We start from the raw sequence: 24,993 nt of genomic DNA, 5'->3' as shown, positions 1-24,993 counted from the left end.
ATGACGAATAGTAATCCAACTAACTGGCCTGTTTTAATCATGATTCATGACAAATTTACTAGTACAATGCGTTGTTAACGAATAGTAAAAAAGACCTTTATGCACGCTGTAAAGGATTTTATCTTGACAAGCGACCGAAATAACCGTTATACTAATAATGCAATTTTTGGGAAAAGTCTGGCTTTTCCTGTTAATTCGGTTGCAATGTACACTATTCTTGTTTAATATAGTCGTTATTGGACTAATCAAAGGAGGGACATACTCTTATGACTGTTGTTGCAAAACCATATAACACATGGGCATCACGTCGGCCAGTTGCTGGGAAGCAAAAGCGCATTCGTCGCGAAAAAGAAGTTGCTGCTATCCAACGTTGGGCTGCCGGCAAGACTGACACCATCGAAAAAACACCAAAAATCAAGTAATTAAAAAAGAATTGCTCATCTTATAGTGAGCAGTTCTTTTTTAATTGATTGATTGTATAATGCCAATGTGCAAGTTCAAGAACTCCCGTTGACTAACGGTCATTACGGGAAGCAGTGAAATGCTTACTGCTTGCATTTTCTTTGGCAACAAAGTTTGAATAATATTGAATCCCACCAGCGATGGCGATGATACCGACAATTGCAAATACTGAACCCATAAGAATTCTCCTTCCTTGTTACGTGATCATTATCGTTTTGTTACAGAAACATTTCAAGCAAAATAAACTATTTTAGTCAGTTTTGTTAGTTTCTTTAGCTTTTCTTAAATATTCTTGGCCAAATTAGCTTTTTCGATACCAATATGTAATACCAATTTTTAAAAAATCAAACTGATTACGACGAGGTTTAGTTACCGCTATTACAGCATTTACATAGTGTTGTTTTATCGCATCTAAATTTCGGCAATCACATGATTTTACAATTTCACCATTTTTAATTTCAATTTCATCAGCTCATATTATTACTATACCTAATGCTAAAAGCACTTACTTAAATTCAGTTTCTTTTTGTTACAAATATTACATTTCAAAAAAATCCTTCATGCCAACTGTCATTTTTAGCATTTCAGATTAACGAAAAGCCAAATAAAAATTGACACACTTCCGCTTCTTAACTATAATTAATCTTGTTGTTGTCACGGTAGCTCAACTGGATAGAGCATCCGCCTTCTAAGCGGAGGGTTGTGAGTTCAAGTCTCACTCGTGACATTAATAGCGACCCGCATGTAAATAATCAAAAAAGCAATCCTGTCAAACCGTCTTTGACAGGATTGCTTTTTGGTTCTAAATCACAACTCGCTTATTGTGATTTAGAACCATGAACTGTCATAATATTATTACCAGCCTGACAATTAAATAACAAAATCACAGGCTTTATCAAACACCGACATTCATTCAAAATTGAGTACTTCTATATTTCATTTAAGCATTGGTTAACCATTTTTCTTAATTAACCGAGTTTACATCAACAATTTACAATCAAGTGCCCTCACCAGCAGCGCGCACCACCAAAGTAGTACAATCAATTTATCGAATACTGGGGGAATCAACAATGCTTTTACGCCATGGCTTAACTAATAATATCTATCTCAACGACACCCTAACGTTTATTCAACAAGGCCGCGACACTTTTGAATTCCGTAATAATCTGTTAGTCGCGCAGCATCATTACCGCCTCGTCATCAGTGCCCACCGCGCCTTCAATATCTTTTACGCTGAACAGAACCGCAAGGCCGAACAACGCTTAGACTAAAACAATTCTCGCATCCCGCCTCAATAGTGCGTATAATATATTCTGAGGTGAAACAATTGAAACTTGAAGCAATTACTAGGAATATCGCTCACGCCATCAAGGATCGTTCAACCGACGCTCCCTACGTGCTAGCCGTGGAATTCACTGACAAAGCGTCCAAGGGAAAATCAGCCACTGGTTGCGTGATTGTGCGGATGCCAGATCAGCAGCACTATACGATTACGAGTCATGACTTCCGGTATATGGATGCGGGCAAAGACACCCTAGCTGAAGAACTCGGCGCTTTCTTTGAATGCGACGATGATCTTGACCAGCGACAAACACTGATCGACCAAGTCAATGAGCTGGTTGCTCAAGATAAAGATAACGAGGCACAATTAATCGCCGATGCTTAAAAATAACCTAATTACGTGAACTGCTCGCGTAATTAGGTTATTTTTAATAGTTATTCGCTTGACGTTGCTCATTAACATGATTTTTAGCGGTAAAAGCTGCTTGAATCTCATCTTGATCAAACCCAAAGTCAACTAAACCGATCTTTAAGAAAACGTGCCAAGCGTGCTGATAGCTTTCCTGACGATGATTAAAGTAGGCATCATATAATAAATGCTTAATTGCTAAATACTGTTTGTTCAAATCCGTTGTTGGCTTGGACGTGATACTGGTCAATTGTTCTGCCGTAACTGGTATTAAATGTGTCCACTGTTGAATAGCCGAAACAAGAAAAAAGAAATCCATGGCATCCACATATTCATTCAACAAAGTTTCCCGGTGTGTCTTATCTGGGTCAGCCTTGCCTCGGTGAATTTTCCAAACTTTAAACCACTCCGACGTATTCGCCATCTCAGCTAGTTCCACGTCCAGCGAAACCATTGCATTTTGCAATCGTTCTCGTGGCCGCCAATGAATCTGCTGACGCGCTGTAATATCACGATCTAAGCGGATTGATTGTTGCAATAACGTTGTTAATTCTAGCATCAAATTCCTCCGTTACTTAAGCAAATACTAATGGATCCGCTTTTATTTCTAGCGAATCAATATTATCCAAGTACCAATCACGCATAAAACCAAAATGCAACAACACATCAAACCATGAGACTGCTTGTTCAGGATCATGGACAGTTAATACCCATTTTCGATTTCCATCAGCCTCAGCCGCATCAAAAATATCAACGGTCAAGCCTGGCCGCAGTTCAATTTGAGCACCCTGGCCGTGTTGCGAATTGCGTAACATATAATCGTTTTCAGCGGCACTTACGAATAATTTATCAACAATCGCCCGATCAAGGTCAGCAGCACGTAATTCATATTTGGCCACATTAGCCACGTCCAAAATATTGAAATCGACATTAAAGCCAAAATCATCTTGTAAGCAATGTCCAAACTTAATTAGCGTTGCTAGCACCACGTTGATTTGATCAACGCCCGTCCCTTTTAACAACAACTTATTAATAAATAAATTTGTAAACGCCGAACTATTGAATCGCAATAAGCGCCGTTCTAAATGAATATAAAATAAATTTTCACCAGTCGTTTGTTCGCGGTAATAGGCACCGCCATTCCCCTTATCAACAACTTGGTACAAGAATGTATAATCATCCGTCAACGCGCCGTAAACATGGTATAAAGCTTCAGTATGCCGTTGTGAGTTCAGTACGGCTTGTTCATCACCATGCATCCCTAATAACCGGCTCATGAAAATCAAGTAATAATCCGCATTTTGATATTGGTGTGGGAACGTCACGTAGGCCGTATCTAGTTTAAAATCCGCTAACTGTTGCGCAGCAGCTAATAAAGTCTCGCCATCAGCCGTGTCAATCAATTGATCCATGAGAGCTGTGAACTTTTCACCATTAGCGAGTCCTTTTTTAAGACCTTCGTTGAACGTACTCAACTTACCATGGGTACTCAATGTTGCCGTATCAATCTGTTTGTCCGTATTATTCGCCATCAGCCGCTACCTGCGCCTTCCCGATCAGCGTGGTCAAGTAGTCCACATAAAGACTACGATTACGCTCATTAAAATTCTCAAAGCTCTTAAAGGCGTTTTCAATCGCTTGCTTTTCGTAAGCTAAAATCGTATCTTCCTTAGAAAGCGTTAAAATCTTAGCTTCATTATCTTTCATAGTGGCGTGGGCATTGTTGGCCTGTTCATCTTCATCGGCCAACTTAGATAATTGATCAATAATTTGTTGGCGTTCTTCTTTGATCCGGCCAGAATCAAACAACGAGTTACGTTGCCCGTTTTCTTTCAGTTGCTTGCGTAATTCTTCTTTTTGAGCATCTCGTTCTGATTGAGCGTCAATTAGCTTCTGGAGCTGATCACTACCAGCCGAGATCTGTTGAATACGGTCTGTATTAAATCGCTTATGGGCTGGCGCCAATTCAAAAGTCTTTTGTAATTTATTATATTCTTCTGAACTGAATTCAAACGCCACTTTTAACACGTTTAATTTGCCAAAGCGTCGCCGATCCCACCAGTTACCAAAATAAATCTGAAACTCACCGAGTTGCGTTTCCTCATAATAGAAGAATGGGTATTCATGAGCCAAATAATCAATTAACTTAGTACTCAAGTAGTGACTGATTGCCGGATAAACATCCGTAATTAAATCCACTTGGGCATTACGGGTTGGATCCGGTTCCTCATTAAGTAAGGCTTGGTGATAATGGTCACCATCGATCAATTCATAGATCAACCGGTCGTCACCAGCCGTAATTGCTTGGCGCACCGTAGTTACATAGTCTAACTTTTGTTGAAGTCGCTTCGTAAGCGCGCGCGTAGGTTGATCTTGTCTTTCAAGATCAGGCTGATTTTGTTTTTCCATAATAATCTCCTTGCAATCAATAATAATTGAAAACTTGCTGAATTGCATTGCTATTCTTAATGTTACCGAAAATTGATGCATTAATAAAGGCTAACACCACAATTTACTAATTTTATAACAAAAACGGCTAGTCCGCCATTTAAGGTGCCCTAACCGTCTTACTTTAATCTTAATTCGTTATTTAATACAGTTCCATGTACTGATCACGTTCCCATTCGCTAACTTGCTGACGGTATGATGCCCATTCTAGCCGTTTAGCTTCCAAGAAACTCTGATAAATATGTGGCCCCAACGCTTTTTTCATTGTTGGATCTGTCTGGAATTCTTTCAGGGCGTTGTGTAACGTTGATGGTAAGTCATCGATACCAGCTGCTGCACGTTCATCTTCATCCATGACATAAATGTTACGATCAACACTCTTTGGTGGTTCGATGCCATTCTTGATACCATCTAAGCCAGCTTCCAGCACTGCTGCAAAGGCTAAATATGGATTAGTTGATGCATCCACACTCCGTAATTCAAGACGTGTTGATAAGCCGCGTGCACTTGGAATTCGAATCATTGGTGACCGGTTAGAGGCTGACCAAGCCACGTACACTGGTGCTTCGTATCCTGGAACCAACCGTTTGTATGAGTTGACCGTTGGATTCGTAACAGCCGTGTAAGAACGCGCATGCTTCATCAAGCCACCTAAGAAATGATAAGCATCGGATGACAATTCTAAGCCATTATTGTCATTTGCATCGTAAAAAGCATTCCCTTGATCATGGAATAAAGACATATTCACATGCATCCCGGAACCATTAACACCGTTTAACGGCTTAGGCATGAAAGTTGCCCACAAATTATACTTACGAGCAATCGTCTTAACAACTAATTTGAACGTCTGAATATGATCAGCCGCCGACAACGCATCCGCATACTTGAAATCAATTTCATGCTGACCAGGAGCAACTTCATGATGACTGGCCTCAACGTTAAAGCCAAGACGTTCGAGTTCAAGTGCAATATCCCGACGACAATTTTCACCCAAGTCCATTGGCGATAAGTCAAAGTAACTCCCCTTATCGTTCAATTCAGTCGTTGGTTCGCCCTTTTCATTCATTTTAAATAAGAAGAATTCAGGTTCAGTCCCACAGTTAAATGACGTATACCCTGCTTCCCGCATGTCATTCAAGACACGAATCAAATTGTTCCGTGGGTCACCTTCAAACGGCTTACGGTCAGCGGTGTAAACTTCACAGATGATCCGTGCAATTTTACCATGTTCCGTATTCCAAGGCATGATCAACCAAGTTGACAAGTCAGGATACAGGTACATGTCACTTTCTTCGATCCGAACAAAACCATCGATGGATGAACCGTCAAACATCAACTTGTTATCCAAAAGTTTGTCGAGTTGTGAAACCGGAACTTCAACGTTCTTAATTGTGCCAAATAAATCAGTAAACATTAACCGCAAAAAATTAACGTTTTCTTCTTTGACGATGCGGCGGATATCGTCTTTTGAATAGGACTGTTTTGCCATGAAAATCGCTCCTTAAATTTATTGACTAACGGATGCAAATACCTTAACGTGCCGGATAATTGGGACCCTTGTCGGACTGCAAACCTCCGAGATTCAGGAATTCATCATGAAGGATGCGGCGCACATCGCGATCAGTTAGTGGCTTAGCCAAATCAGCTTGTTTCTGTTCAGCCCGCTGCTTTTGGCGCGCATAAATTTCTTTGATTCCTGCCATATTGATGCCATCCGCTAAAAAATCCTTGATTTCAAGTAACCGATCAATATCATTTAACGAAAACATCCGCCGATTACCAGCATTACGTTCCGGCGTAATCAATGCCTGCTCTTCATAGTAACGAATTTGTCGTGCGGACAAATCGGTCAGCTTCATAACCGTACCAATTGGTAAGACAGCTAACGAGCGACGCAGTTCCTTTTCCTTCATAACGACCCTCCTCTTTAATACAGACTTAATATTAGCAATGTTATCATTGAATGTCAATCATTCATGTTAGAAAATATCACACGTTTTATCAAAGGTATACCAATTTATAATTTAGCTTAACCAACTAGCTAGCTGCTGGTCAATTGAGGCTCGTAGTTCGGGGTGTTCCAATAAGTTGACCCAATCAACCGTCATCTTATTACGGAACCAAGTCAATTGCCGTTTTGCGTAGCGTCGTGAATCTTGTTTGATAGCCGCAATCGTCTCATCAAGCGACTGTTCCCCATCAAAATATGGGAACCACTCATGATAACCGATACCCTTGCCGGCTGGTATAGTTGCCCCACCTTGGTCGAACAACCAGCGCGCCTCCTGTGCCAATCCTGCTGCTACCATTTGATCAACACGTTGATTAATCCGGTTATACAATAGTGTCCGGTCCGCCGTAAGACATAATGTGTAGGCATCAAGCGTCTCACTGACCGTATCGGCTTGATCAGAAAACCGTTGACCGGTCGTATGCTGGTATTCTAGCGCACGAACAACGCGAACCAGGTTAGCAGGCGCAATGGCGGCCGCCGCTCGCGGATCACGCTCTTGGAGTGCTGTCCACGCCACCAGGGGCCCTTCAACTGCTGCTCGGTCAAACCAAACCTGTCGATACGTCATATCAGGGGCTTTATCGGCTGGTCCAAATTGATAGCCTGCCAGTAAGGATTGTAAGTAAAAGCCAGTGCCACCGACAATTATCGGCAACTTGCCGCGAGCACTAATTCCATTAATCAATGTCGTGGCCCGACTAACAAATTCAGCAACCGTAAAACGCTGATTGACATCTTTGATGTCGATTAGATGATGGGGAATGCCGGCCTGTTCAGCCGGCATAATTTTAGCCGTACCAATGTCTAAATGACGATAAACTTGCATTGAGTCCCCAGAGATAATCTCACCATTCAACTGCTTTGCCAGTGCTAGTGATAATGCAGTCTTACCTACTGCCGTCGGACCTGCAATTAATAATACCTTATATTTAGTTGTTGCCGTCACTCACTTAACCTCCTTGAATTTGTTTGCGAACTTCACGCGCCAATCCCGGATAATCCGTAATCAGCCCCGCAAAGCGATGCCGATAGCAAAACCGCATATCACGTGCGGTATTAACCGTCCACGGCCGTAGCTGAACCTTGGGAAGTAAAAACCAGTGAAAGCGAACCCAACGAATATCTGGGTGATAACCTAAAACAATATGCTGCGCATGTAGCCGCTTAGCGGTTTGAACCTTGGTCTTAAATAAACTATCCGATTCAACATCGGGCTGCAAAATATGCAATCGTTCAATCGACTTACCATAAAAGCTCGAATAGACCAGTGTAAATGGTACCTGATGATGCTTGAAATAATCCGCGACAAGGTCTTCAATACCTTCATAATGAATTTTGTTCGTTTTGATTTCTAGATTAAAAATACCCGTAAAATTTCGCTGGATCAATAACTGAACCACTTCATCTAACGTTGGAATTGGCGTCCCCGCATAGGCCGGGCTATATTTACGACCTGCATCTAGCTGCTTTAGTTCTGCCAACGTGTGATCAACGATGCGACCGTTCCCATCAGTCGTGCGGTCAACAAGTTCATCGTGCATAATTATCAGGTGACCATCTCGTGACAGGTGAACGTCCGTCTCAATGCCATCCGCACCATCCTCAATCGCCGCAATAAATGCGGGTAACGTATTTTCTGGCCGGGTGCCCTTACTACCACGGTGTGCAATAATCTTGGTGAGCATCACTTTTCACCCCACTTTTTTAAAATTTAGTTTGAATTGATTGCTATCTCCACGTAAAACAAGCATAATAAAACTAACAATAGCTAGGAGGTTTTACTAATGAAATCATTTACCCGTGGCTTCTTGTTTGGAGTCGTCGCAACTGCTGGTGCCGTAATCGGTTCCGTCTTATCATTTAAGAAGCAAGTTGTTGACCCCATTGAAGACCAAGAAAACAAATTCGAAGAAAACCGTAAAAAGGCAATGCGCAAAAGTCGCTCTGCTCACAACGGTTAATTAACTAAAAAATGGTGGCTGAACAAGTTTTTGTTCTAGCCGCCATTTTTTAATACTTCGCTTTTTTCGTCTTACCTTCCCAACGCGCATAGCCAGGCTTTAAAATATAGAGCTGTGAATAGCCATTCTTAGCTAATGTTACCACGGCCCGTGTACTTAACGTATGGGTTTGATCATAAACATAGATCGGCATGTCCTTACGAAGTTCATTCATCCGTACTTTCAAACTGTTAAATGGGATGTTTCGCGCACCTAAAATATGGCCCGCATCGAACTCTTTCTTTTCACGTAAATCAACAACTTGTGCTTTACGCATTCCTGCCTGAAAGGCTTCTTCGTCCAGCATCGTGGACACTTGTCGCCGCCGAATGTAACTATACAACTCATAAATAAAGTAGGCCGCAATTATGATAACTAACACAATGTTAACATAAGTCAGACCGCTCAATGCACCTAAAACCACGTTATCCCTCCTAATTTCTACTTACCTATTTTACACAAAACCGCTTACTTTTACTAGGGGTAAGCGGTAAAAGGCTTGATTTAACCTTTATTGACGATCCCACACTCTTTGATATCATCAATTAATACTTGCAATCGATTAATATCTAAGTAAAGCTTGGCTTAGGTGCCAGCATTATGAATATCGTAAACCAATGCAATGCAGTCTTAACGCTATTCTGCATCTAATAGTAACCGCTGTAGCCACCTAAAACTTGTGATTCAACTGCTACTTCGTTCAATCAGCTGTACCCGTGATCCCTGCAATAATAAACCTTGATCGTTAGTCAGACAGGTGACTGATACGCCGGTTTGCCGCTCCCAATCAGCGATTAGGTGTGGCAATTGTGGGTTAAGCTCACAATGAACCTCATAATGCGGGTAAATTCGAATAGTCGTCGCGCCAATCGCCGTTGTCGTCGTCAGCCGTTCGGTGTTATCTTCAGGGTACAGTTGTGCATATAGATCCAAATCAGGGCCTAACAAGATAGCCCCCGCGCTGATCCCATAAATGGGCTTGCCAGCCAATGCCAACTGTCGTAGCCGCTGTAACAAGTGCATCTGCCGTAAATTTTCTAACAGCAAAAACTCGTAACCACCATTCAAGATAATGGCAGTCGCTGTATCTAGCACTGTCAAGTCATCCGTTAACACATCTAAGAGCTGAACGTCCACGAAACCAAGTCGTCGCACCGTTTGTTGCAATTCCAACATTTTGGGATGCTTTTTACCGTTGTTGACCGAATTAACAATAATCACAATCTTCGCAGTTGTACGATCAACCGGGGACACTAAAGCTAGAAAAGCGTGTGTCAATGTCACATGGCAAAACGCGCGTGAGGATAATAATAGGTTTGACATCGCCGGCCTCCCATCGATAATTTAATCCATTTAATTTTCAGATCGTTAATAACTAGTCTAGAATATCATCATAAAAAAGAAGCTCAGAAATCACTTCTAAGCTTCCTTATCATTACTTTAAATAAACCGCTGAGCTAGCGAAGCAGCACCGATAACCCCAGCATCGTTACCCAGGATTGCTAACTTCAAAGCCGTTGTGTCACGAATTGTTGGGAACGTAAATTGTTTGAAATAATTGATTACTTGGTTCAACAAGAAATCACCAGCCGCTGAAACGCCACCACCGATAATAATTGACGATGGGTTCATCGTATTACCAACGTTAGCTAAAGCCAGCCCTAAGTAATAGGAAACACGGTCAACAACTCGCTTAGCCAAGACATCGCCGTCTTTAGCTAAATCAAAGGTAATCTTCGAGCTGATTTCTTCACCATTGTCTAATAATTGTTTCAGCTTAGAATCACCGGAGAATTCTTCAGCCATATCACGGGCAACGTGCACCACACCTGTTGCAGAAGCATACTGTTCCAAACAACCCTTCTTGCCACAAGTACACATGTAGCCATTAGGTTCAACCGTCACATGGCCGATTTCACCGGCGCCACCCGCAACACCATGCAGTAAACGGCCATCGGCAATGATACCACCACCAACGCCAGTTCCAAGAGTTACAAAGACAACATCGCTGCCGTTTTCACCAGCGCCTTTCCAACGTTCGCCGAGTGCGGCAACATTCGCATCGTTATCCAAAGTAAACTTGATGCCCGTTCCTTTTTCGATTTGTTCTTTAACCGGTTGTAAAGTCTTCCAGTTTAAGTTATAGGCCCCAATAACAGTGCCTTTATCCAAATCAACAGTCCCAGGAGTACCCATCCCAATTCCAATAAACTGTGAACGATCCATCTTGTATAAATCAATATGATGATTGATGGAATCAATGATGTTAGGTACAATGTGTGCCCCTTCATCTAAGATCGTGGTTTCAATACTCCACTTTTGTTGAATATCACCATTTTCCGTTAAAATGGCAAACTTAGTTGTCGTGCCACCAAGGTCGACTCCGATTAACTTACGTTCCATGTTGCTAAATCCCTCCAATTAGTCATGCGCCGCGTCTTCACGGGCGTGTTCTGCTTCTATCCGGTGCTCATGACTCAATACGAGCTTAACGCGCGCATACATCTTCGGGTCAATCACACCAGCTTGATAGAGATGATCAATCTCAATTGCCATTAGTTCAATATCCCAAATCCGTTTACCCACGTACACGTACACGCCAAATTTTTTAAGTAACTGTTGGACGTCGTAAAGTGTTTTCATGTGCATATCCTCGATTAATTATACAGTTAAATTAACATTTGTAAAACCCATTTTTAATAACGCTAACCAGCCAATAATTAGAACAACTGCCGCCACGACTCGCTTCAATGGTGCAATCTTGCCAATCCGTGGTACACCCAGTACGTAGCCCAGTAAAAAGCCACCCACAAGGCCCCCAACATGCCCCCAAATATCAATACCATTAGAGAACATATCGAACACCAGATTCAAAACCGTCAATAATAAAAACTGGTTCGTTAATTGCCGAATTACTGGGTTTTCCCAAAACGATTCGCCAATCGTCAAAAAAGCGCCGAATAGGGCAAAGCAAGCCGTACTAGCACCAACTGACTGATTGCTGGATAGTGCAAAACTCATAATGTTACCACTAATGCCACCCAACATGTAAAGCGCCAGCATTCGCCAATGGCCGTACATCGCTTCAATTTGCATCCCCATAAAGTAAATCACAACGCCGTTCAGTGCAATATGTGTGAGTCCCATATGTAAGAACATCGGTGTCACAAAACGCCACCACTGACCGGCCACGATTGCCTGATTATTTTTAGCACCTAGCGAATTAAAAACCAACATGGCGCCGTCACCCATCAACCATTCAATCAAAAAGACAGCTACCGTAATTCCTAATAAAACCTGGGTGATTGCTGGTTCGGTTTGCCACCAACGTCTAATTCTTGTCATGTTGTTCATCCCCTGCCACCAAAAGCTCGTCCAATAAGACGTCGTATCGATCAACTGGCCACTCGGCGTGTTCAAAGACCATCTGGTCATAAGCAAGCGTCAACTTCTTGCCAGTATAATCGGCTAGATAGCGATCATAATAACCACCGCCAAAGCCAATGCGGGCGCGCTGATCACGACTGTATCCAAGACCAGGAACCAATATTAAACCAATTTGTTGCTTAGACACCGGTTCACCCGAAACAGGTTCCAAAATACCAAAAGCTGTCCGTTCAAGCTGGCTAGCTTCCTGATAAGGGTAAAATGCCATTTGTCGCTTTGGCAATGTCTTTGGAATAACCACCATTTTACCATCCGCCCACGCATGTTCAATCAATGGGCGAGTTGCCACTTCAATCCCACTACTAATAGTCATGGCGATTGTCCGTGCAGCTTGCCAAGTTGAACTAGTAAATAGTTGGGTCTGTAGCGCCAGATTTTGCTGCTGACGATCCGTCGACGTCATTTGGCTTAGTCGTTCCAGCTGTTGCTTACGAAACGTTTTTTTATCCACGTACGACACCCCCAAAAATAAAATTGGTATAAAAAAATCTCATTCATTAACATGTCAAATTGAAAATTCAATTTGGCAGTTGCCAACAAATGAGAAACCCATTGTCTGATGACAATGTTACAGAAAAAACAACAGGAGTCCCCGTTGTTATTTTGTTTCACGATGTAATGTCACTTTGTGTTCCCGTGGACAATACTTCTTAAATTCAACCCGGTCCGGATTGTTCCGGCGGTTCTTTGAAGATAAGTAGTTACGTTCATGGCATTCTGTACATTCAAGTGTAATGTGTACCCGCATGTTGTTGACCCTCCAAACTCATTCGCATATTACAGGGCCGGAACCCTTAACTTGAACTACTATACCATTAATGACTAAAAAATACCAGTATCAATTAAGATACTGGTACGGAAAATCACATTTTTATTTACTATAATATTTCCAGAACGCACTGTAAATTTCCTGCGCAGTGGTCATATTAATTTTACTAGTAGTACTGTCATTCATCCCAGGAAATACAATCGCAATTGCTACTTTAGGATTCTTGTATGGCGCATACGTGGCTAGGCTCAATGTTTCCGTTGAAGTTGTTCCATGGAATGTTTCAGCAGTTCCAGACTTCGCTGCGACCGCTGGAGATATATCAGCTAGCGCACTACCTGTTCTTTGTGTCATGCTTCCATGAACCACATCCCAATAACCTTGGTGAACCACATCAAAATAAGATGAAGGCACGTCAATCGTATTGAGCACGCGCGACCTTACATTAGTCTTAACGACACCTTGTGTCCCATCATTCTTAGTTCCAGTAATAGCAGACACAACGTGCGGCGCAATCCGACTCCCACCATTAGCCATAGTCGCGATATATTGTGCAACTTGAATAGTCGTGTAAGCATCGTAGTTTCCATAAGACAAGTCTAACGCCTTACCAATTTGTGATTGACTCGAACTACCTTGGTATCCAGATGCTTCACCCGGCAAGTCAATTCCAGTTTTGACCCCTAACCCAAACTCGTTAAAGTAACCACGAAGTTTTGAGAAAATCGAATTAGACATTGTCAAGGCTTTGCCAGAAGCATAATTGAAGTTGCCTTCCTTCATGGCCAGTTGCATCATATAGGAGTTAGAGGAAACTTCCATAGCGGTTGAAGCGTTCAAAGCTAAGTTTGTATTACCAGTCTTATTAAACCACGACGTTTTAGCGGCCGTCCCAGCTAACTTAATTGGCGTATCAGTCAAGGTGCTGTTAGTTGGCGTAATAACGCCATCTTGTAAGGCCCCCATAACCGTAGCCCCTTTGACAACGGAACCCATAACAAAAGATTGATTGATAGTGCCCAAAGCATTTTCAGAAACTTTACCAGTCGACAAGTTACGGCTAGCACCAGCCAGTGCATATACGGCACCAGTTTTAGGATTTAAAACAACTGCATACGCCCCTGGTGAATAAGGGTTCCCGCTACCAACAGATTTGGCAGCCGACATAATGATACTTTGAACCTTCTTCTGGAATTTTGCATTAATCGTTAGTTGGACGTTGTCACCCTTTTGACCACCATACTTCTTGATTTCCTTTTGGATGACCCCATCCTGTGTCTTAACTTCAGTCTGTGACTTAGTTCCACGCAAGACATTCTCATACTGTTTTTCCAATTGACTTTGACCAACGGAATCATCACGAGAATAACCTTCTGCTAGTAACGTCTTAATGCTATCACTAGGCAATCCTTGCTTTTCAGTCGTGACCGTTCCAAGTACACTACTTAAATCAGTCCCATTGGGATAACTTCTTGTCCAACTAGTCCCAACCTTGACCCCTGGCATTTCGGATTGGTGCTCACCGATTTCGGCAAGCTCCGTACTCGTCACACCAGTCGATTTGATATTAACCGTTGATAAAGAGTATGCCGAACTCATCTTATAATAAATCGCTGCCGCATTTTTTTGCGTAGCCGTTAAATTATTAATGATGTGTTTTTCCGCATAAGCAACTTCCCGTGCATACAAAACATCATCATCGCTAGACGTTTTGACCTTCTTAGCAACCGACTTTAAATTCGCCGCCCCCGCTAAGTAATAATCAGCCAAGTTACGATCCGTTAATGTATCCGTTGGAATGGTTAAGTACTCGCCTAACTTGTTCGCCACTTCATACATCTTAGTTGACGCAACTGACAGCCCCTTCGTGTATTGAATCGCTTGGTGAGATTTATTTCCCACTAAGACCCGACCGGTTGAATCATAAATCGATCCCCGTTGAACGTTTCCCGTAGCCGTCGTATTATTGGCTGAATTCACTGTGCTTCGGAATTTCTGTCCGTAGTCAACTTGTAAGTAAGCCAACTGCGCAATTAACGCAGCAAATAACAAGAAAACAATAAAAAACAAGAAGTTCAGCCGAAATGGAATATGCGACTTGTTGGGATCACGATTTATCGTAATTTTCTTAAACAATTTCAATTCTCAGGCGCTCCCATTCTTAATTTGGTAAACATTTCGCAAAAATTTACCAGATGATACTAGCAATCCTAGATAAATACCATACTTATGTTATTCTAAACGATAGACATAAAAATTTCAGCCGTTATTACGGATTTTAATGTTTTTTTGATTATTTTTCTGTTTGGCTGTGAATTATTAGAGATTGAGGTGGCATTTTTTGAAACTCCGTCGTTTTTTTGATAAACACACATGGCCATTATGGATCAGTTTTTGGTTACCTTTACTGATCATGACCGGTTATTTTATTTATCGGCACATGGCTCCCTTTGGATCAAGTAGTCTGTTAACGGTCGATTTAGGCCAACAATACGTTGACTTATTTTCCTATTTCCGTCATACCCTGCTACATGACCCAAGTGCCTTTTTCTATTCCTTCTCCAAAACCATTGGTGGCGAGATGGTGGGGGTCTGGGCTTATTACTTGATGAGTCCCTTTAATTTAATCTACTTATTGTTCCCTGGTCAATCAATCACTACCGGTATTTTTATCGTCACTGTATTAAAGTACGGTTTTGCAGGACTTTCCTTCGCCTGGCTACTGACTAAAACGCAGACGCAAAAGGGTTGGTTGGTGCCAACTTTTAGTACCGCCTACGCATTGATGGGCTGGATGGTCGCTAACCAACTGAATATGATTTGGCTAGATACCGTCGCCATTTTACCCTTAGTCATTCTGGGGCTAGAACGCTTATTTACAACTGGTAAAGTTCGTTACTTCGCCGGCTGGCTAGCCGTCATGTTGATTGACAACTATTACATGGGCTACATGGTCATTTTATTTAGTTGCTTGTACTGGTTGTATGGCGCAACTAAGTATTGGCAAAACATGAAGACCTTAGCAACTCACGCCCTCAAATTTGCTTGGGGCGGCCTGCTAGGTGTTGCATTCTCCGCATGGTTGCTATTACCAACTTTCTGGGCGCTCGTTCAAAGTAAGGCTCAATATAACGTGACCAAGATTCATTGGAAACTTGAATACGCACCTTGGAAGATATTAGCCAAGTTCGTCACTGGTACCTTCAACTTTGATCAGATGCCATCCGGTCAACCGAACTTCTATGTGGCATGGTTAGCAGTCCTCGCCTTTGTACTCTTCTTCTTACGGCGCCAGTTCAAATGGTCCGTGAAGTTGAGTGCCTTGATTGTGACCGCAACACTTATCTTATCATTTTGTTACGAACCACTTGATTTATTGTGGCATGCGGGCCAATTTCCAGTTTGGTACCCCTACCGTTTCTCCTTTGTCTTCTGTTTCTGGATCGTCTGGATTGGGGCCCAAGCGCTGACAGACAAAATAACGATCAAACTTTGGCAAGCTCTAACGATGCTCGCATTGCTGGTCGCTTTGTTTACAACGATTTACTTGAACATTAAGAAAGTCAGCTACGTTACCAAAGCTAATCTTTTAATCACGATTGCCTTAGCAGCCATTACTTTGATTTTCTTAACGCTACCGAAGGAACGACGGCTAATTTATCAAATTGTCGCGTTAATCTTAGTTGCGACTGATATGTCAATCAACGTGGTAGCTTCCTTGAATAACATTTCATATGTGTCACAGAGCGAGTTTGGGAAATACACGCAAGTCCTTGACAATGCGGTTAATAAAATCAAAGCTAGCAACAATGGTTTTTACCGGATTGGCAAGACCTTCACCCGAACTAAAGATGATCCGATGCAAGCAGCTTATAATGGTGCTGATCACTTTAGTTCAACCTTTGAAAGTATTATCCCGAACTTCTTCGGTTCAATTGGTCAACCAGATGGCGATGGCGTGGTTGCTTACACTAATGGGACCATGATTACTGATTCGTTACTCGACATGCAGTACTTTATGGATAAGACCGTACCAACTGACCAAACCGATAACACTAATTATCGGAGTTATATTCCGGTAACAAGTACGAAAAAGGATTTGACGAACTACAAGCAGTCGGCTAAGCTCAGCACCAGCAAAGTAACGACTTATAAAAATCCGTACGCCTTAGGATTAGGATTTGCGGCATCTGATAAGATTACCAGCTTAAAAGTTTCAAAAACAACTGGTGATCCGATTGCCCGGCAAGAATTGATTTACCAAACTTTAGCTAATCGTTCTACCAGCGGGCTGATCAGCGCCGAAAACTTTAACGAAGTGGTCTTCCAAAACGTTAAAAAAGTCACTACACTGACTGGTGCCGTACTCAACAAACAAAATCTCGCTAAAACAGGATCAGTTTACTTTAAGTTCACCCCTACGACGAATGATTCCTATTACATCACGTTAGGACAGAACTTAACAACTTCGAATGCTAGTTACTATATTAATGGTAAAGAGCTTAAGCAGTACCCAACTTACCGGCACACGATCGCCGTTAACGTTGCTTCTAATAGTAAGGGTAAAACCGTCACCTTTGGGATTCAGATGAAGAAGACCTCTCTCTGGTTACAAAACTTCACCCTCTACAAGTTGAATAATAGCCAATTTAAGAAATCTGCTAATAAGCTTCAACAGTCGCCTTGGAACATTACGGCCCATTCGAGTCGTAAAATTACCGGGACGATCAATATTAAGCATCAACATCAAGTCCTGATGACGACCATTCCATACTCTAAGGGCTGGCACGCCACTGTCGATGGTAAAACGGTGGCAACCAAGAAAGTGATCAATACCTTTGTTGCCGTTCCTTTAAGTAAAGGTAAGCACACCGTCACTTTAACGTATCGGCCACCATTTTTAGTCACTGGTAGCCTCATTACTGGGGTCAGTGCGTTAGGAACGGTTGGCTGGGTGCTTGTTCGGCGCCGACGTCGACAAGCTTTGTAATTAACCAATTAGTCATTAAAAAATCAGTGCCACTAGAATTGTAACTTCTAGTGGCACTGATTTTTTCAGCAATAATTATATCTGATAGTAACCCGATCAACGCTACGACTTACTCGTTATTAGGAATATAGTCGTACTTAGGACCATCGTTTTGCTCATCATAATCGACCGTTAGATCATACCCTTTGAAGAACCACTCGTCACGGTCATTGACATAGTAATTAACACCATCTTTTTCAACCATGGCAATCGGTTGATGCGGCTCATCATCGCGCATAATTCCAATTGAAAAGCCACTGTGGACCGCTGTCTTACCATAGGTTTTACCGTAAAACCGCACGCCGTTACCCGTTGTAACCCCCATATCGTCATGAAACCATTGACTAGCCGCATCTGTAATCGTTATTTTCATTATTGCCACCTCATTGTTGAAATCGTTTACAGCTATTGTGACCTTTTTACGCTCAAAACGCAACATTGCCAGTCAGTGAGCAAGCAATTGACCACTTGCGCTGTTAATATGACCACTAAGGAAATCGTGATTTACAGATACCTTAGTTTATGGTGTACTTAGATTATTCAAGGAGGTGAAACCCATGAAGGTGAACATTGAACCCGACCCTGACATTACATTGCCGACGATCACCCTTCACATTCCAACGGACTATCCCGAGGCGGCCACTCTCATTGCCGCCCTCGAAAACTTTTCAGTAATGAGCGCTACGTTAACCGTTTCACAACAAGGACAACTGATTCAGTTGCCTCTCGCTCAGATTCTATTTATTGAAGCTACGGGTCATCAAGTCGCTGCCCACACGATTGACAAGGTTTACCGGGTGCCCCGGTCACTGAGCGCTGTGGGTGTTGAATTACCAACCCACTTTATGCGGGTCGCTAAATCAGCAATCGTCAATACCCAACAGGTTTATTCATTAACTAAGACGCTGACTGGTAACCTGATTGCGTTTCACAACTCACCTAAACAATTATATGCTTCGAGGCGTTATTACCACGATCTCAAGCAATGTCTTGAACAGAAAGGACTGTTATAAATGCGTAAAAATTGGTTCTGGCCAGTCTTCTTAATTGCAAGCGCCGTGATCCTTGTCGTCAGTCAACTGGGCCTATTCACCTTCCGTGTCAGTGCCTGGAGCCTGTTTCTAACCTTAATTTTAATTGCCGCACTAATTAGTAGTCTCCGTTATTTAAACATGCCGGGCGTTGTCTTTGCCCTTGCATTCTTAGCCATTATCTACGCACAGCCACTTGGTATTACCAAACTTGTGCCATGGACCATTCTGGGTGCTGCCTTATTATTAAGCATTGGACTAGGGCTATTAATTCGGCCACGTTATCGTTATCACCATCATGACCATCATCATCATAACCACGGTGATGATAATACATCAACGGGCACAATTAGCGATGACCACGTTAATTTAGACTTATCCCTGGGCAATAGTATCCGCTATGTTCACAGTGACCATTTTAGCTCTGCTAATCTGAACGTGTCGATGGCCGGTGCCAAAATTTATTTTGATGACGTTGATATCCAAGAAAATCAAGCTATCATTAACGTCGACGTCTCATTGGGTAGCTTGGAGTTGTACTTACCAAAAACTTGGCAAGTACAAGATAGTCTCAGTAATTCAATGGGTCACATTTCGTTTGAAGGCAGCCCGACTACGGTTGGTCCGCGTATCACACTAAGCGGTAGTGTCTCACTTGGTGAACTTCGAATTATTTATATTTAAGACAGGCTTCAAAAACGTCCAGGTCAACCAGCTAAGATGCGGTTAACCTGGACGTTTTTGCCCTAATCACTAGGCCCTACAACTTTAGGCCAGTAATGCAGCACACTGTTTCATCAATACGCACGGCTACCGTACTTAAGCCTAAGGACAACACAGTATGTGACCGGCCTTTCCATTCGTCAGCCCCAGCTTACCCGCTAAAGATGGGCACCCTGACATAAACCGGCCGATCTCAAGTAATTTTTCGTCACTCATAGGTAGCAGTGTCACTCAGGATGATTGTCCATAGCAAGCAATCTTTTATAGCCAACTTTCATTACTCAATAACAACTACTAGGCAGCTCAATTTGACCACCAATTAAAAAAGGCTGTTTCAAGATATGTGCTACCTTGAAACAACCTTTTTTAATTACGCGTTTTCAACCTTTAAAATCTTAACCGTCATGGTACCGGCTGGAATGTTGATGGAGACCTCTTCATCAACGTGATGCCCAATCAAGCCCTTGGCGATTGGGGAATCATTAGAAATCTTGCCGACCATTGGATCAGCTTCAGCAGCCCCAACAATGGTATAGCTTTCCGGTTCTTCATCTGGTAACTCTTTGAACGTGACAATCTTACCAACGGAGACTTCCGTTTCGTCAATCTTATCACTATCAATGATTTCAGCATATTGAAGCATGTGTTCAACCGTCTTAATCCGGTTTTCTAACAAGCTTTGTTCATTTTTTGCTGATTCATATTCAGAATTTTCTGATAAATCCCCGTAACTACGTGCAATTTTAATGCGGTTAATAATTTCTGGACGCTGATTAATCCGAAGGTCTTCAAGCTCCTTTTCAAGCTTGGCCTTCCCTTCTTCTGTCATTGGATATGTCTTATCTTCAGCCAATGTGTTTCACTCCTCAAATACTCAATATAGTTATCAAAAACCAGCCTACCATTTCAGATTTTAAAAGTAAACTCCAAAATCCAAAATAGCGCTGGTTAAGCCGTTATTTTTATAAAATTGAGCGAACTTTAGTTGTCAATAAATCGATGGCAACTTCATTTTCGCCGCCTTCTGGCACAATTAAATCTGCATAACGCTTAGTTGGTTCCACGAACTGATGATACATTGGTTTGACCGTCGCTAGATACTGCCCAATCACAGAATCTAACGTCCGACCACGTTCTTTAATATCACGCTGAATACGCCGAATAATGCGAATATCATCATCGGTATCAACGAACACCTTAATATCCATCAAGTCGCGCAACCGCTGGTCATCAAGGATCAAAACACCTTCAACGATAATCACATCACGTGGCTCTTGATGAATCGTCTCTTGACTACGAGTATACTGCTCATAGTCATAGACTGGTTTTTCAATCGGTTGATAATCTAGCAATTGTTTGATTTGTTTAATCATTAATTCCGTATCAAATGCCAACGGATGATCATAATTAACAGCATGTCGTTCAGCCATTGTCATTTCGCTTTGATCGTTATAGTAAGAATCTTGTTGCAAGATCAACAACGATTGGCCAGATAATTGATTGTAAATGGCATTGCTAACCGTAGTTTTACCACTACCGGAACCACCAGTTACCCCAATGACTACTGGTCGGCGATGTTTGTTTTCAGTCATTTAAGTTACGCCTCATTCTTATTTTTCAGCGGCTTCATTGTGCTTTGAAACCTTTTTAATATTGGCCGCGTGTCCCGCAGCGTCTTTTGCATAGTAGACGTCACCAGTCTTCAAATCTGCCACGAAGTACATGTAATCCTTACTACGTTGGGCAGGATCTAAAACGGCCTTAATCGACGTTAAGCTAGGACTGTTGAACGGTCCAGGGCCATATCCTAAGTTCAATCGTAGGTTATATGGTGAATCAGTCTGCAAATCTTTATTAGTTAACGTTGACTTGTTCGAGTTGATCGCATAGAACACTGAAATATCAGAATCTAAGCGCCACTTAGCATCTAACCGGTTTAAAAAGACGCCGGCAATCAAACGTCGATCCTTAGTCGTACTGCCTTCACGTTCAACAAGGGAGGCCAATGTCATCACTTCTTGGACGGACATCTTCGACTTTTTAATTTGGGCATAGTATGGCTTTAGTTCATCATTGGTCTTAGAAACCATCTGTGTCACTAACTGCTTCAACGTTGTCTTTTTCCCAACGACATAGGTTGCCGGGAATAGATAGCCTTCTAAGCGATACCGAACTTGTTTAGCACTCATTGCCGAATTCAATAGTTGCGGGTACTTCTTGGCCAATGATTTAATGAACGTTTGATCTTTCATCAAGGCTAAAAATTCCGCTGACGTAAAATCAGTTTGTTTTTGCACCGTCTTGGCAATCGTCTTGATCTGACTACCCTCAACAATCAAAACCTTACCACTTGAACTCTGAACGGGTTCAGATGAACCACCCTTATTCAAAGCCTTCGCGATTTGAGCCAACGACATTGATGGCTTTAACTGATAATAGCCTGCGTGGAAATTCGATAAGTTGTGCGCCTTGGTCCAATATTCAAACACGAAGCCACTCTTAATCACTTTTTCACGTTGCAAAATATCCGCGATTTTCTTGCCATTGGCACCATACGGAATGTCAACTTGGACGACCTGATTATCACTACTGTCGTACGGCTGGGTTGCATTATCAAAATACCGGTAACCCAATACCCCAATCACGACTAAAAGTGCGATTAAAATACCAACAACGCCACCAATGACGTGCTTCGAAAATGACTTCCGCTGTTTTTGTTCAGAACGATTAGGTTCATTTACCCCTTGATCTTGTGAATCGTTTTGATTCTTTTGATCTTGGTTATCCTGGTTGTTATTCAAGACTCGCCCCTCCATTTATTGATTAATCTTATCAATTATACAAAACTGTTGCCTAGTTTGCACTAGTTCACCATTAGTTTTATGGTTTTTTAGTATCTTAGGCACACGATAAACGCCGAATGACCTAAAATCATTCGGCGTTCATCCAGACTATCAACAAACTAACGGATTTCGGCACCTAATTCGTCCGTCAAGGCTGTCAGTACTTTTTCAAAAGCAGTTGTGACATCATCATCGACTAACGTTGCATTTTGGTCTTGATACGTTAACGTATAAGCTAGCGATTTTTTGCCAGCTGGTACGTGACTACCATTATAAACATCAAAGAGTTGAACTTGTCGTAAATGGGCGCCACCCTTCCTGTTAATCAAGGCGACTACGGTTGCATTCGTCACATCATCATCAATCAACATCGCCACATCCCGAGTAATACTTGGGAATTTCGAAATTGGTTGATATTGCTGCCGGGCTTTTGGCAATGCAATCAATGTGGTCAAATCTAATTCAAAGACGTAGGTCTCTCGAATCTTATAAGCTTTAGCCGTCGTTGGATGAACTTCACCAACAAAGCCAACCAATTGGTCACCAACATAAATGTCAGCGGTCCGACCAGGATGCATTTCTGGATGGTCAGTCGTCGCAACGTAGCTGACCGCATCTTGTAAAGCTAAACTCTTCAAGTAACCCGCGACAATTCCCTTGATTTGGAAGAAATCGACGGGTTGTTCAGCAACCCCCCAGCTCTTTTGTACCATTGAACCAGTAATGGCCCCAGCGATGTGCTCAATTTCTTTGGGCCGAACTTGTTCAGGCTGACTGTAAAAGACCCGTCCTTCTTCGTATAAGGCGACATTATGTTCTTTACGAGCGTTATTGTATGCTAAGTCATCTAACAAACCAGAAACTAAGCTCAACCGTAACGTTGTCCGTTCCGAACTCATTGGAAAGTCCAACTTAGTAACGTCACTAGCATGTAATGCAAAGGCCTTCGCTTTAGCTTCAGTCGTTAATGAGTAACTGATTGCTTGGGTCAGACCAGCACTTTCCATCAACTTTCGTGAATCACGAATCACCTGTTGGGTCTCATTAAGCTTACCGATCGTTGGTTGGCCCGTTGGTAGGGTCGCTGGTAAGTTATCATAACCATACAAGCGGGCAATTTCTTCAATTAGATCGGCTGGAATATGGATATCCCAACGTCGTGATGGCACCGTGACCGTGAACGTTTCATCAGCAACGACCGTTGGAAAGCCCAATCGTTTGAAAATATCACTGACCGTGTCCAATGACAACTCAGTTCCTAAGACATGGTTGATCCGTGCTAAGTCAATCGTTACGGTAGTTGGTTGCACATCCTCATCACGACCGCTGACCATCCCACTAGCCACCTGACCATCACCAAGTTCTGCAATCATGGCTGCAGCAGCGTCTAAGGCCGTTGCGGTTATGCCGTGGTCAATGCCCCGTTCGTAGCGCATTGAGGCTTCGCTGTGTAAGTCATGATTATGGGCCGTTTTACGAATCTTAACAGCATCAAAAACCGCACCTTCCAACGCAATGGTCGTCGTCTGATCAGTGACTTCGGTCGCTAAGCCACCCATGGTCCCAGCCAAACAAATTGGTTGATCGCCACTACAAATCAACAAGTCACTCGCTAACAATTCACGATCCTCACCATCTAGCGTCGTTAAATGCTCGCCAGCTTTCGCCAACCGGACGTTAATTTGACCGTCATTCAATTGATCAAAATCAAAAGCATGCAACGGTTGGCCATATTGCATCAGAATGTAATTCGTGGCGTCAACGACGTTATTGATTGGTCGCATGCCGGCATTCCAAATTCGAATTTGGAGCCATAACGGACTTGGTTTAATCGTAACGTTTTTAATTAGACGCATTTTGTACATTGGGACATCATGTTCATCGGCAGCGACAGCCACATGTAGATCATCCGCAGCCAACGTCGTAGCATCTTCATGCAAATCAACTTTTGGCATCGTTGGTTGCTGATCGTAAATGGCAGCCAGCTCATGTGCCGTCCCGTTCATACTGAGCATGTCACCACGGTTGGGGGTAACGGACATGTCAATAATTTCATCATCCATCCCTAAGTATGAAAAGACCGGGTCGCCAGGTGTGGCATCGTCAGGAAGAATGAAAATACCATCCGCAACTTCCTTTGGCACTAATTTTTCGTCAAAGCCAAGTTCATCTAACGCACACAACATACCGTTTGACGGTACGCCACGCATCTTACTCTTCTTGATCTTCGTATGACCGCCAATCCATGAATTGGGTAATGCCACGATCACTTTTTCACCAGCCGCAACGTTAGGCGCTCCACAGACAATCTGTAAAGGCTCAGCCTCACCAACGTCCACTTGGCACACGTGGAGATGATCAGAATCTGGATGGGGTTCACACGTTAAGACGTGTCCCACCACTACTTTTTTTAATCCCTCACTGGGACGAATAACACCGTCAACTTCAACGGCCGTCCGTTCAATCTTTTCTGCTAATTCATCGGCCGGAATGTCCAGCTTCAAATAATCGCGTAACCATGTCGTAGAAATTCTCAT

At 42.5% G+C, this 24,993-nt stretch carries 28 protein-coding genes and 1 tRNA gene; 8 read left to right on the top strand and 21 right to left on the bottom strand.

What is annotated here, in order from left to right:
- Positions 1–266: 266 nt before the first annotated feature.
- Positions 267–422, top strand: coding sequence for a hypothetical protein (locus RXV91_RS08385; protein WP_003640341.1), 156 nt, complete (start codon positions 267–269; stop codon positions 420–422).
- Between the two features lie 92 nt (positions 423–514).
- Here the strand turns inward: RXV91_RS08385 and RXV91_RS08380 are convergent, their stop codons facing one another.
- Positions 515–640, bottom strand: coding sequence for a hypothetical protein (locus RXV91_RS08380; RefSeq protein ID WP_015380266.1), 126 nt, complete (start codon positions 638–640; stop codon positions 515–517).
- A gap of 475 nt (positions 641–1,115) precedes the next feature.
- Here RXV91_RS08380 and RXV91_RS08375 point away from each other — a divergent pair.
- The 3 genes from RXV91_RS08375 to RXV91_RS08365 all read left to right on the top strand — a co-directional run bounded on the left by RXV91_RS08375 (position 1,116) and on the right by RXV91_RS08365 (position 2,128).
- Positions 1,116–1,189, top strand: a tRNA-Arg gene (locus tag RXV91_RS08375).
- Between the two features lie 343 nt (positions 1,190–1,532).
- Complete coding sequence (locus RXV91_RS08370) at positions 1,533–1,733, top strand: hypothetical protein (protein WP_033611728.1); 201 nt, start codon at positions 1,533–1,535, stop codon at positions 1,731–1,733.
- Positions 1,734–1,789: 56 nt separating this feature from the next.
- The gene (locus RXV91_RS08365; RefSeq protein WP_316439501.1) at positions 1,790–2,128 is read left to right on the top strand and encodes a hypothetical protein; all 339 of its coding nucleotides are present in this window, start codon (positions 1,790–1,792) and stop codon (positions 2,126–2,128) included.
- A 43-nt stretch (positions 2,129–2,171) separates the two neighbouring features.
- Here RXV91_RS08365 and RXV91_RS08360 read toward each other — a convergent pair whose 3' ends face one another.
- From RXV91_RS08360 to RXV91_RS08330, 7 genes are all read right to left on the bottom strand, one after another.
- Entirely contained in the window at positions 2,172–2,711 is a 540-nt protein-coding gene (locus RXV91_RS08360) for a dUTP diphosphatase (protein WP_316439500.1), read from the bottom strand.
- Between the two features lie 16 nt (positions 2,712–2,727).
- Complete coding sequence (locus tag RXV91_RS08355) at positions 2,728–3,684, bottom strand: hypothetical protein (protein ID WP_316439499.1); 957 nt, start codon at positions 3,682–3,684, stop codon at positions 2,728–2,730.
- Positions 3,674–4,609 (bottom strand): exonuclease SbcC, encoded by a 936-nt coding sequence (locus tag RXV91_RS08350; protein ID WP_316439498.1) that lies wholly within the window; start codon positions 4,607–4,609, stop codon positions 3,674–3,676. The genes RXV91_RS08355 and RXV91_RS08350 overlap by 11 nt, the downstream gene beginning before the upstream one ends.
- Positions 4,610–4,742: 133 nt before the next feature.
- Positions 4,743–6,089, bottom strand: coding sequence for a type I glutamate--ammonia ligase (glnA, locus tag RXV91_RS08345; RefSeq protein WP_316439497.1), 1,347 nt, complete (start codon positions 6,087–6,089; stop codon positions 4,743–4,745).
- A gap of 43 nt (positions 6,090–6,132) precedes the next feature.
- Entirely contained in the window at positions 6,133–6,513 is a 381-nt protein-coding gene (locus tag RXV91_RS08340; protein ID WP_021731680.1) for a MerR family transcriptional regulator, read from the bottom strand.
- Between the two features lie 111 nt (positions 6,514–6,624).
- Positions 6,625–7,560, bottom strand: coding sequence for a tRNA (adenosine(37)-N6)-dimethylallyltransferase MiaA (gene miaA / locus RXV91_RS08335; RefSeq protein WP_316439496.1), 936 nt, complete (start codon positions 7,558–7,560; stop codon positions 6,625–6,627).
- A gap of 4 nt (positions 7,561–7,564) precedes the next feature.
- Complete coding sequence (locus tag RXV91_RS08330) at positions 7,565–8,299, bottom strand: glycerophosphodiester phosphodiesterase (RefSeq protein WP_316439495.1); 735 nt, start codon at positions 8,297–8,299, stop codon at positions 7,565–7,567.
- Between the two features lie 99 nt (positions 8,300–8,398).
- On the opposite strand from RXV91_RS08330, the gene RXV91_RS08325 reads away from it, so the two are divergent.
- A complete protein-coding gene (locus tag RXV91_RS08325) occupies positions 8,399–8,575 on the top strand; it encodes a DUF3042 family protein (RefSeq protein ID WP_003640329.1) in 177 nt (58 codons plus the stop codon).
- A gap of 49 nt (positions 8,576–8,624) precedes the next feature.
- Here RXV91_RS08325 and RXV91_RS08320 read toward each other — a convergent pair whose 3' ends face one another.
- The 8 genes from RXV91_RS08320 to RXV91_RS08285 all read right to left on the bottom strand — a co-directional run bounded on the left by RXV91_RS08320 (position 8,625) and on the right by RXV91_RS08285 (position 14,972).
- On the bottom strand, positions 8,625–9,038 hold the full coding sequence (locus RXV91_RS08320; RefSeq protein ID WP_021731684.1) for a rhodanese-like domain-containing protein: 414 nt from the start codon (positions 9,036–9,038) through the stop codon (positions 8,625–8,627).
- A 260-nt stretch (positions 9,039–9,298) separates the two neighbouring features.
- On the bottom strand, positions 9,299–9,937 hold the full coding sequence (locus RXV91_RS08315) for a Type 1 glutamine amidotransferase-like domain-containing protein (RefSeq protein WP_316439494.1): 639 nt from the start codon (positions 9,935–9,937) through the stop codon (positions 9,299–9,301).
- Between the two features lie 117 nt (positions 9,938–10,054).
- On the bottom strand, positions 10,055–11,017 hold the full coding sequence (locus tag RXV91_RS08310; RefSeq protein WP_316439493.1) for an ROK family glucokinase: 963 nt from the start codon (positions 11,015–11,017) through the stop codon (positions 10,055–10,057).
- 18 nt (positions 11,018–11,035) lie between these two features.
- A complete protein-coding gene (locus tag RXV91_RS08305) occupies positions 11,036–11,257 on the bottom strand; it encodes a YqgQ family protein (RefSeq protein ID WP_021731687.1) in 222 nt (73 codons plus the stop codon).
- An 18-nt stretch (positions 11,258–11,275) separates the two neighbouring features.
- The gene (locus tag RXV91_RS08300) at positions 11,276–11,959 is read right to left on the bottom strand and encodes a rhomboid family intramembrane serine protease (RefSeq protein ID WP_316439492.1); all 684 of its coding nucleotides are present in this window, start codon (positions 11,957–11,959) and stop codon (positions 11,276–11,278) included.
- Positions 11,946–12,512 (bottom strand): 5-formyltetrahydrofolate cyclo-ligase, encoded by a 567-nt coding sequence (locus RXV91_RS08295; protein WP_316439491.1) that lies wholly within the window; start codon positions 12,510–12,512, stop codon positions 11,946–11,948. Before RXV91_RS08295 ends, RXV91_RS08300 begins: the two co-directional genes overlap by 14 nt.
- Positions 12,513–12,659: 147 nt before the next feature.
- A complete protein-coding gene (gene rpmG, locus RXV91_RS08290) occupies positions 12,660–12,809 on the bottom strand; it encodes a 50S ribosomal protein L33 (protein WP_003638573.1) in 150 nt (49 codons plus the stop codon).
- Between the two features lie 123 nt (positions 12,810–12,932).
- A complete protein-coding gene (locus RXV91_RS08285) occupies positions 12,933–14,972 on the bottom strand; it encodes a penicillin-binding protein 2 (protein ID WP_316439490.1) in 2,040 nt (679 codons plus the stop codon).
- A gap of 199 nt (positions 14,973–15,171) precedes the next feature.
- Here RXV91_RS08285 and RXV91_RS08280 point away from each other — a divergent pair, with 199 nt between their 5' ends.
- Entirely contained in the window at positions 15,172–17,820 is a 2,649-nt protein-coding gene (locus RXV91_RS08280) for a YfhO family protein (RefSeq protein ID WP_316439489.1), read from the top strand.
- Between the two features lie 109 nt (positions 17,821–17,929).
- Here the strand turns inward: RXV91_RS08280 and RXV91_RS08275 are convergent, their stop codons facing one another.
- The gene (locus RXV91_RS08275) at positions 17,930–18,232 is read right to left on the bottom strand and encodes a HesB/YadR/YfhF family protein (protein ID WP_021731692.1); all 303 of its coding nucleotides are present in this window, start codon (positions 18,230–18,232) and stop codon (positions 17,930–17,932) included.
- Positions 18,233–18,416: 184 nt separating this feature from the next.
- On the opposite strand from RXV91_RS08275, the gene RXV91_RS08270 reads away from it, so the two are divergent.
- Together RXV91_RS08270 and RXV91_RS08265 are read left to right on the top strand one after the other, a co-directional pair.
- The gene (locus RXV91_RS08270; RefSeq protein ID WP_316439488.1) at positions 18,417–18,872 is read left to right on the top strand and encodes a LytTR family DNA-binding domain-containing protein; all 456 of its coding nucleotides are present in this window, start codon (positions 18,417–18,419) and stop codon (positions 18,870–18,872) included.
- Positions 18,873–19,574, top strand: coding sequence for a LiaF transmembrane domain-containing protein (locus tag RXV91_RS08265; RefSeq protein WP_316439487.1), 702 nt, complete (start codon positions 18,873–18,875; stop codon positions 19,572–19,574).
- A gap of 409 nt (positions 19,575–19,983) precedes the next feature.
- Here the strand turns inward: RXV91_RS08265 and greA are convergent, their stop codons facing one another.
- The 4 genes from greA to pheT all read right to left on the bottom strand — a co-directional run bounded on the left by greA (position 19,984) and on the right by pheT (position 24,993).
- Positions 19,984–20,466: a transcription elongation factor GreA gene (gene greA, locus RXV91_RS08260; protein ID WP_316439486.1), complete on the bottom strand. Its 483-nt coding sequence runs from the start codon at positions 20,464–20,466 to the stop codon at positions 19,984–19,986.
- Positions 20,467–20,575: 109 nt separating this feature from the next.
- Positions 20,576–21,205 (bottom strand): uridine kinase, encoded by a 630-nt coding sequence (gene udk / locus RXV91_RS08255; protein ID WP_131509768.1) that lies wholly within the window; start codon positions 21,203–21,205, stop codon positions 20,576–20,578.
- 18 nt (positions 21,206–21,223) lie between these two features.
- Positions 21,224–22,429 (bottom strand): endolytic transglycosylase MltG, encoded by a 1,206-nt coding sequence (mltG, locus tag RXV91_RS08250; protein WP_316439485.1) that lies wholly within the window; start codon positions 22,427–22,429, stop codon positions 21,224–21,226.
- A gap of 146 nt (positions 22,430–22,575) precedes the next feature.
- Positions 22,576–24,993 carry a phenylalanine--tRNA ligase subunit beta gene (gene pheT / locus RXV91_RS08245; RefSeq protein WP_316439484.1) on the bottom strand — a complete coding sequence of 806 codons (2,418 nt, stop codon included), beginning with the start codon at positions 24,991–24,993 and terminating at the stop codon, positions 22,576–22,578.

The organism is Lactiplantibacillus sp. DA1 (assembly GCF_032681335.1).
In the GTDB taxonomy this organism is placed as follows: Bacteria; Bacillota; Bacilli; order Lactobacillales; family Lactobacillaceae; genus Lactiplantibacillus.
The sequence above is the reverse complement of the archived record's forward strand: the minus strand, read 5'-3'. Positions and strand labels throughout refer to the sequence as shown.